This window comes from Streptomyces sp. NPDC056527, from assembly GCF_042794475.1.
Classification (GTDB): Bacteria; Actinomycetota; Actinomycetes; order Streptomycetales; family Streptomycetaceae; genus Streptomyces.
Map to the genome: position 1 here is coordinate 1 of NZ_JBHTTQ010000028.1, position 537 is coordinate 537.

The window sequence follows — 537 nt, forward strand, 5'->3', positions numbered from 1 at the left end:
CACCCCGGATCCCACCTCCCCGGGGGCGGCCCCAGTGTGGGGGGGGGGGGGGGCCCGACTCGCGGTGGGCCCCCCCGCCCGACATGCAAGCACCTGCACCGACTCCGTCAGAGCGGAAACTAGCGGGCGTCGAAACGGTCCTGAGAGGCCAGGACAGTGTCCGCGTAGCGGGCGGCCCAGGTACCCATCGCACGGATGGGCACCAGCAGGGCAGCGCCAGCCTCGGTGAGGGCGTAGTCGACGCGCGGCGGTGCCTCGGCATAACGGCGTCGCTCCACCAGGCCGTTGTACTCCAGCCGCCGCAGCGCATCGTTGAGCACCTTGGGGCTGATCCCGCCGATCCGGTCCAGCAGAGCACGCGGGCGCATCGGACCGCCCTCGCCGAGGATGAAGACCACCACGCTGTCCCAGCGGTTCGCCAGCACCTCGAAGGCGACCCGGGCCCTGCAGTCCGCCGCGAACCCGTCTCCCGCCAGGTCCTCACGCTCTCCCATGCGCCCATCCTGCCGGGTCGATGCACACCAGACGGTGTGCATC

General features: G+C 71.9%; 1 protein-coding gene. It reads right to left on the bottom strand.

Going from position 1 to position 537, the window contains the following annotated elements; genetic code table 11:
• Positions 1 to 119 precede the first annotated feature (119 nt).
• On the bottom strand, positions 120 to 494 hold the full coding sequence (locus tag ACFQ7Q_RS16365; RefSeq protein ID WP_383555052.1) for a winged helix-turn-helix transcriptional regulator: 375 nt from the start codon (positions 492 to 494) through the stop codon (positions 120 to 122).
• Positions 495 to 537: the final 43 nt, after the last annotated feature.

Coding starts and splice junctions, on each gene's coding strand:
- ACFQ7Q_RS16365 (WP_383555052.1), bottom strand. CDS start 494: ATGGGAGAGCGTGAGGACCTGGCGGGAGACGGGTTCGCGGCGGACTGC.